Annotated in this window: 5 protein-coding genes; 3 read left to right on the plus strand and 2 right to left on the minus strand. The window is 73.3% G+C overall.

Translation table 11 applies throughout. From position 1 onward, the window contains the following. Positions 1–18: 18 nt before the first annotated feature. Positions 19–1,710, minus strand: a complete 1,692-nt coding sequence (locus RND61_RS32150; RefSeq protein ID WP_315881708.1) for a cellulase family glycosylhydrolase — start codon at positions 1,708–1,710, stop codon at positions 19–21. A 255-nt stretch (positions 1,711–1,965) separates the two neighbouring features. Here RND61_RS32150 and RND61_RS32155 point away from each other — a divergent pair, with 255 nt between their 5' ends. Next, positions 1,966–2,526, plus strand: coding sequence for a PadR family transcriptional regulator (locus tag RND61_RS32155; protein WP_315881709.1), 561 nt, complete (start codon positions 1,966–1,968; stop codon positions 2,524–2,526). Between the two features lie 83 nt (positions 2,527–2,609). After that, on the plus strand, positions 2,610–4,331 hold the full coding sequence (locus tag RND61_RS32160) for an acyl-CoA dehydrogenase family protein (RefSeq protein WP_315881710.1): 1,722 nt from the start codon (positions 2,610–2,612) through the stop codon (positions 4,329–4,331). Between the two features lie 147 nt (positions 4,332–4,478). On the opposite strand, the gene RND61_RS32165 is transcribed toward RND61_RS32160, so the two are convergent. Further along, positions 4,479–5,099 (minus strand): TetR/AcrR family transcriptional regulator, encoded by a 621-nt coding sequence (locus RND61_RS32165; protein ID WP_315881711.1) that lies wholly within the window; start codon positions 5,097–5,099, stop codon positions 4,479–4,481. Between the two features lie 78 nt (positions 5,100–5,177). Here RND61_RS32165 and RND61_RS32170 point away from each other — a divergent pair, with 78 nt between their 5' ends. Further along, positions 5,178–6,149 carry an alpha/beta fold hydrolase gene (locus RND61_RS32170; RefSeq protein ID WP_391654595.1) on the plus strand — a complete coding sequence of 324 codons (972 nt, stop codon included), beginning with the start codon at positions 5,178–5,180 and terminating at the stop codon, positions 6,147–6,149. Positions 6,150–6,619 lie beyond the last annotated feature (470 nt).

Below are 6,619 nucleotides of genomic sequence, written 5' to 3' on the forward strand. Positions count from 1 at the left end.
GCCGCCGCACCGGGTGGGTCAGGGGGTGGTGCAGGGGGTGGTGCCGAGGGTGAACGCGGCGGGGGCGGTGTTGGTGGTGCCCTTGCTGCCGGTGAAGCCGACGGTGACCGCGCCGCTGGCGGGGATGGTGGAGGTGTAGGAGGCCGGGGCGACGCTCACCGCGCCGCCGTTCTGGGTGGGGGTGCCTCCCCACATGTTGGTGATGGTCTGGCCGTCCGGGAAGGTGAAGCCGAGCTTCCAGCCGCTGAGGGCGGTGGTGCCGGTGTTGCGGATGGTGATCTCCCCCTGGAAGCCGCCGGGCCACTCGTTGACGACGCGGTACCCGACGGAGCAGGACGTGCCGGGGGTGCCGCCGTCTTTCTCGGTGGTGACGGTGACGGTGGCGGAGCGGGGCGAGCGGTTCCCGGCGGCGTCGCGGGCGTACACGGCGAAGGTGTAGGTGGTGCCGGCGGTGAGGCCGGTCAGCGTGGCGGTGGGGGTGGTGGAGGCGGCGAGGACGGTCTCGGTGCCGCCGGTGACGCGGACGACGTCGTAGCCGGTGACGCCGACGTTGTCGGTGGCGGCCGCCCAGGTGAGGGTCGCGGAGGTGGCCGTCACGGCCGAGGCGGCCGGGGTGCCGGGCGCGGTCGGGGCCTGGGTGTCGTCCGGGGCTGCCCCGCCGAAGACGGTCGCTTCGCGGGCGGTCTGGGCGATGCCGTTGACCCCGTGGAAGATGCGCTGGCCCCAGCCGCTGAGCCGGCCCGGGTCGAAGTCGATCGCCAGGTCGAGGATCGGGTCGGTGTTGCCGCTCCACGACCAGGCCAGGTAGCCGAGGCGGAGCTGCTCGGCGGCGGCCAGCATCGTGTCCTCGTCGGGGTCGCCCCACTGGTCGGGCGGCCCGCCGAACTCGCCGATGAGCAGCGGCAGCCCGGCGTCCACGAAGGCGTTCAGGTAGTCGGTGATCTCCGCGGCGGTGTCGAAGACGCTGTACATGTGGATCGAGAAGATCAAGTTGCCGGTGGGGTCGGCGTCGTAGACGGTCCGGGCGTTGGCGCGCATGACGCCCTGCCAGTCCTGGCCCCAGTTGGGCGCGTCGACCATGATCGTGTGCTGGAAGCCGGCGGCGCGCAGCTTCTTGACGGCGGCGGTCGTCGGCGCGGTCCAGCCCGCGGGGTTGGTGTTGCCCCAGGGCTCGTTGCCGATGTTGACGATGACGTAGTCCTCTTCGCCGGCGAGGACGTCCTTGAGGCCGATCCAGTAGTCGGCCGCCTGGTCGAGGGTGGCGGCCGCGGGCTCCTCGCCGTACCCGGTCGTGTCGTGCACCTCCAGGACGCAGATGAGCCGGTTGGCCTTGCACTGGTCGATGACGCCGGCCACGTCGGCGGGGCTGTTCTTCGTCCAGCGATGGCCGTTGGAGAGGACGACGCGGACGGTGTTGGCGCCCAGCGCCTTGACGTCGGCCAGCGACTGCGTCTCGCCCGGGTACCAGGTGTGGGCGTGGTTGACGCCGCGCATGATGAAGTCGTTGCCGTTGCCCTCCAGCAGGCGGCCGTCGCGGATGTGCAGTCCGGTGGCGGCCGCGCCGGACGGCGGGTCGGCCTCGGCCGCCCGGGCGGTGGGGGTGGCGGCCGGGCCGAGGGTGGCGAGGACGGTCAGCCCGAGGAGGGCGGCCAGCCCGCCCAGCAGGCCGCCCGGGGACCTCTTCGGTGTGGTGCTTCGTGCTGTTCTCACTGCGACTCCAGTAAGTGAGCGCCGGGAACTCGGGTACGGAACATCAAATGGGAGCGCTCCCATAACAACGCCATGTCACGTACGCGTCAATACTCTGGACGGCGGCGGAACGTCCGGAGCCGCCGACACCCCGGCGACCGGACGGCGGGCACCGCCCAGCGGACGCCCCCATCCCCTCCCCGCCGGCGCGTGAGCCGCGTCTCACCGGGACGGCCCGGCTTGTCTATGCAACTAGTTGCATAGCAGGATCGCGGCATGGCGCTCGAACACGCGATCCTCGTCTCCCTGCTGGAGAAGCCGGGCTCCGGTTACGAGCTGGCCCGGCGGTTCGAGCGGTCCATCGGCTACTTCTGGACCGCCACCCACCAGCAGATCTACCGCGTCCTCAAACGGATGGAGGCCGACGGCTGGGTCGACGTGCGCGGCGTGCCGCAGAGGACGCGCCCGGACAAGAAGGAGTACTCGGTGGCCGCCGCGGGCCGGGAGGCCCTCTCCCGGTGGCTGCACGACCCGATCGAACCCGAGAGCGTCCGGCACGACCTCGCCGTGAAGATCCGGGGCGCGGCCTTCGACGACCCCGCCGCCCTGGTCCGGGAGGTCGAGCGGCACCAGCGGATGCACCGGGACAGGCTCGCCCACTACCTGGCGGGCGAGGAGCGCGACTTCGGCACGGCGCCCGACGCGCCGACCCCGCCGGACCCCGGCCGGGAGCTGCAGCACGCGGTCCTCCGCGGCGGGATCGCGTACGAGCGGATGATGATCGACTGGCTCGACGACGTACTGGCCACCCTCCACCGGCTGGGCCCCGGCCGCTGACCCCGCGGCGGCGCCCGGCCGCCCGCCGCGCCGCCCCGCACCCCACCACCACGCACACCCCCGAACCGGAAAGGCGACCCCGCATGGCCGACCCCCTGCTGTTCAACCCGCGCACCTACGACCCGGCGCACTTCGACCCGGAGACCCGCAAGCTGCTGCGCGCCACCGTCGACTGGTTCGAGGCCCGCGGCAAGCGCAGGCTGATCGAGGACTACCGCTCGCGCGCCTGGCTGGCGGACTTCCTCGCCTTCGCGGCGAAGGAGCAGTTGTTCGCGACCTTCCTCACCCCCGCCTCCGCCGCCGAGGGCCACGCCGACAGGCGCTGGGACACGGCCCGGATCGCGGCGCTCAACGAGATCTTCGGCTTCTACGGCCTCGACTACTGGTACGCCTGGCAGGTCACCATCCTCGGCCTCGGACCGGTCTGGCAGAGCGACAACGCCGCCGCCCGCGCCCGCGCCGCCGAACTGCTCTCCCAGGGCGAGGTGTTCGCCTTCGGCCTGTCCGAGAAGAGCCACGGCGCCGACATCTACTCCACCGACATGCTGCTGGAGCCCGACGGCGAGGGCGGCTTCCGCGCCAGCGGCTCCAAGTACTACATCGGCAACGGCAACGCCGCCGGCCTCGTCTCCGTCTTCGGCCGCCGCACGGACGTCGAGGGCCCCGACGGGTACGTCTTCTTCGCCGCCGACAGCCGCCACCCGGCGTACCACCTGGTGAAGAACGTCGTCGACTCCTCGAAGTACGTCAGCGAGTTCCGCCTCGACGGCTACCCGGTCCGCCCCGACGACGTCCTGCACACCGGGCGCGCCGCGTTCGACGCCGCGCTCAACACCGTCAACGTCGGCAAGTTCAACCTGTGCACCGCCTCGATCGGCATCTGCGAGCACGCGATGTACGAGGCCGTGACGCACGCGCACAACCGGATCCTGTACGGCCGCCCCGTCACCGCGTTCCCGCACGTGCGCCGCGAGCTGACCGACGCGTACGTGCGCCTCGTCGGGATGAAGCTGTTCAGCGACCGGGCCGTCGACTACTTCCGCTCCGCGGGCCCCGACGACCGCCGGTACCTGCTGTTCAACCCGATGACGAAGATGAAGGTCACCACCGAGGGCGAGAAGGTCGTCGACCTCATGTGGGACGTCATCGCCGCCAAGGGCTTCGAGAAGGACACGTACTTCGCGCAGGCCGCCGCCGAGATCCGGAGCCTGCCGAAGCTGGAGGGCACGGTCCACGTCAACCTGGCGCTGATCCTCAAGTTCATGCGCAACCACCTGCTGGACCCGGCCGGATACGCTCCCGTGCCGACCCGCCTGGACGCCGCCGACGACGCCTTCCTCTTCCGGCAGGGGCCGGCCCGCGGCCTGGGCGCCATCCGGTTCCACGACTGGCGGCCCGCGTTCGACGCGTACGCGCACCTGTCGAACGTCGGCCGCTTCCGGGAGCAGGCGGACGCCCTCTGCGCGTTCGCCGCCACGGCCGCCCCGGACGAGGAGCAGAGCCGCGACCTCGACCTGCTGCTCGCCGTCGGCCAGCTCTTCGCGCTGGTCGTGCACGGCCAGCTGATCCTGGAGCAGGCGGCTCTGACCGGCCTGGACGAGGACGTGCTCGACGAGCTGTTCGCCGTTCTCGTACGGGACTTCTCCGCGTACGCCGTCGAGCTGCACGGCAAGGACTCGGCCACGGAGGAACAGCAGCGCTGGGCCCTGGACGCGGTCCGCCGCCCGGTCGTCGACACGGCCCGCTCGGCGCGCGTCTGGGAGCGCGTCGAGGCGCTGTCCGGCGCGTACGAGATGGCGCCGTAGGCGGGCGTGCGCTGCGCCGGACGGGCACGGCATCGGACCGGCACGGTGCCGGACGGGCATGGCACCGGACCGGCACGGTGCCGGACGGGCATGGCACCGGACGGGCGGGCCCGAGCGGGACCCGCCCGTCCGGCGCCGCCCGGGCCGTCACGCCTCGGCGGGGCGCCCGCCCGGGAAGATCCGGTCCAGGTGGTGGCGCAGGACCTCGGCGGCGGACTCCGGGGTGCGCTGCCCGGCGAGGACGGCGGTGCCGAGCCCCGCGGACATGGCGAGCAGGCTGACCGCCTCCAGGCGGGCGTCCACGTCCGACCGGGCGAGCCCTGCCTCCCGGGCCCGGTCCAGGAGTCCGGTCAGGGCGTCCTCGGCGGCGTCGGGGTTCCGGATGAACGGCTGGGCGGCGAGCGCCCGGTCGGTCACGGCCAGCACGGCGTACGAGGTGTAGACGAGGTGGAACGTGCGGCTCTCCTCGTCGGACGGCAGCGACGCCATCAGGAGCGCTTCGACCGTCGCGCGCGGGTCCGGGTCGCCCCCGGCCGCCCGGATCCGGGCGGCGACCCGCTCCCCGAACCGCTCGGCCAGGTGCTGGAGGCCGTGGAGCAGCAGCTTCTCCTTGGTCTCGAAGTAGTACTGCACGAGCCGCAGCGACACGCCCGCCTCCGCCGCCACGTCGCGCATCCCCACGGCGTGCAGCCCGCGCCGCCCCGCGACGCGCAGGAGCGCCTCGGCGATCTCGGTACGCCGTTCCGCGTGGTCCACGCGCTTGGGCATCGGTGTGCGCCTCCCGTCCAGGGGTCCCGCCCGCCCGCACCGGGCCGGCCCTCTTGATGGTACAGCCGTATCATTTTGATGGTACGGTCGTATCACGAACAGACGACCCCCCGGAGGTGGCGCACCGTGCCCGAGACCAGGACCCGTGACCGAGGCCGTACCCGGCCCGACGTCGGCCGCTACGTGAACGACGCCCTGCGGGAGCGGTACTTCGCCGCGTGCGACGCCGTGTTCGCCCTGGGGGCACCGGCCGTCGCGGAGACCGACGTGGAGACGGACTTCGGGACGACGCACGTCTACCGGTACGGCTCCGACGACCCGTCCGGCCCGGCCCGCACCCCCGTCGTCCTCGTGCACGGCGCGGGCAGCTGTTCCGCGATGTGGTACCCGAACACCCCCGCGCTCAGCGCCGAGCGTCCCGTCTACGCGATCGACACGCCGGGCGATCCGGGGCGGAGCGTGCAGCGCGAGCCCCTCCACCGACCCGAGGACGCCGCCCGGTGGCTGGACGAGACGCTCGCCGGACTCGGCCTCGACCAGGTGCACCTGGTCGGCTCCTCCTACGGCGGGTGGCTGGCCCTGAACCAGGCGCACCGCAGGCCGGACCGCCTCGCCTCGGTCACCCTGCTGGACCCGGGCGGGCTGGAGAAGGTGGGGCTGCGCTTCTTCGCCTGGATCTTCGCCAGTCTCTTCGCGACGTCCGCCCCCAAGGCGCTGCGCCCACGGCTGGCGGCCTGGCTGGAGCAGCCGGTGCTGGTCGTGCCGGAGCTGCGGGCGATGATCCGGCTGGGCGTCCGCGCGTACCGCATCCGCCGTCCGGCCCCGCTGCCCCTGTCCGAGGCGGAACTGTCCGCCATCCGCACCCCGCTCTACCTGGTGCTCGGCAAGCGGAGCCTCCTCGTGCACCCGCGGCGGCAGGTGGAGCGCGTGCCGCGCCTGGTGCCGTCCGCCCGCGCCGAGATCGTCTCCGGCACGGGCCACGGGCCGCAGATCGACCACGCGGACGAGGTCAACCGCCGGATGCTGGCCTTCATGGACTCCGTCGAGTGAACGACGGCGGCGCGGTCGGCCCGCCGCGGGGCGCCCGGACGGCGGCCGGCACGGCGGCGCCGTGGCGCCCGGCGACCGGGGCCGGGTCCGTTCCCGCCCCGCTCCGGGCGCCGGCCCCCACGCGTCGCGGCCCGTCCCGGAACTCCGCGGGAGGGAGCGGGCCGGGCGGGCGTCGACCGGCGCCGCGACGCCGTGCGGGGGCGGTGCGCGCGGAGGCCGGCGGTGGCCGGCCGGGCGGGAGAGCGGGACCTCCCGGGCCGCGAACCCGGCCTACGCGCCCGTGCACGCGTTCCTCGCGGTGAACGCGGGGCGGCCGGGTCGCGCGGGTCCGCCCGGGAGAGAAATCGCATGAGATGTCTTCTCCTCAACCGGCTTGTCCGAGGTGTCAGGGAAATCCCCGGTCAGTAGTGTTCTGACCGTCGCGACAGGGGGTGATGGTCGCGTTCATGGCCTGCCACCGATGGGATTCA

Origin of the sequence: Streptomyces tamarix (assembly GCF_032423885.1) — a bacterium.
Lineage (GTDB): Bacteria > Actinomycetota > Actinomycetes > Streptomycetales > Streptomycetaceae > Streptomyces > Streptomyces tamarix.

What these genes read in the sequence shown, in the direction of transcription:
- RND61_RS32155 (WP_315881709.1), top strand. Translation starts at nt 1,966, where the DNA reads ATGGCGCTCGAACACGCGATCCTCGTCTCCCTGCTGGAGAAGCCGGGC.
- RND61_RS32160 (WP_315881710.1), top strand. Translation starts at nt 2,610, where the DNA reads ATGGCCGACCCCCTGCTGTTCAACCCGCGCACCTACGACCCGGCGCAC.
- RND61_RS32165 (WP_315881711.1), bottom strand. Translation starts at nt 5,099, where the DNA reads ATGCCCAAGCGCGTGGACCACGCGGAACGGCGTACCGAGATCGCCGAG.
- RND61_RS32170 (WP_391654595.1), top strand. Translation starts at nt 5,178, where the DNA reads ATGGTACGGTCGTATCACGAACAGACGACCCCCCGGAGGTGGCGCACC.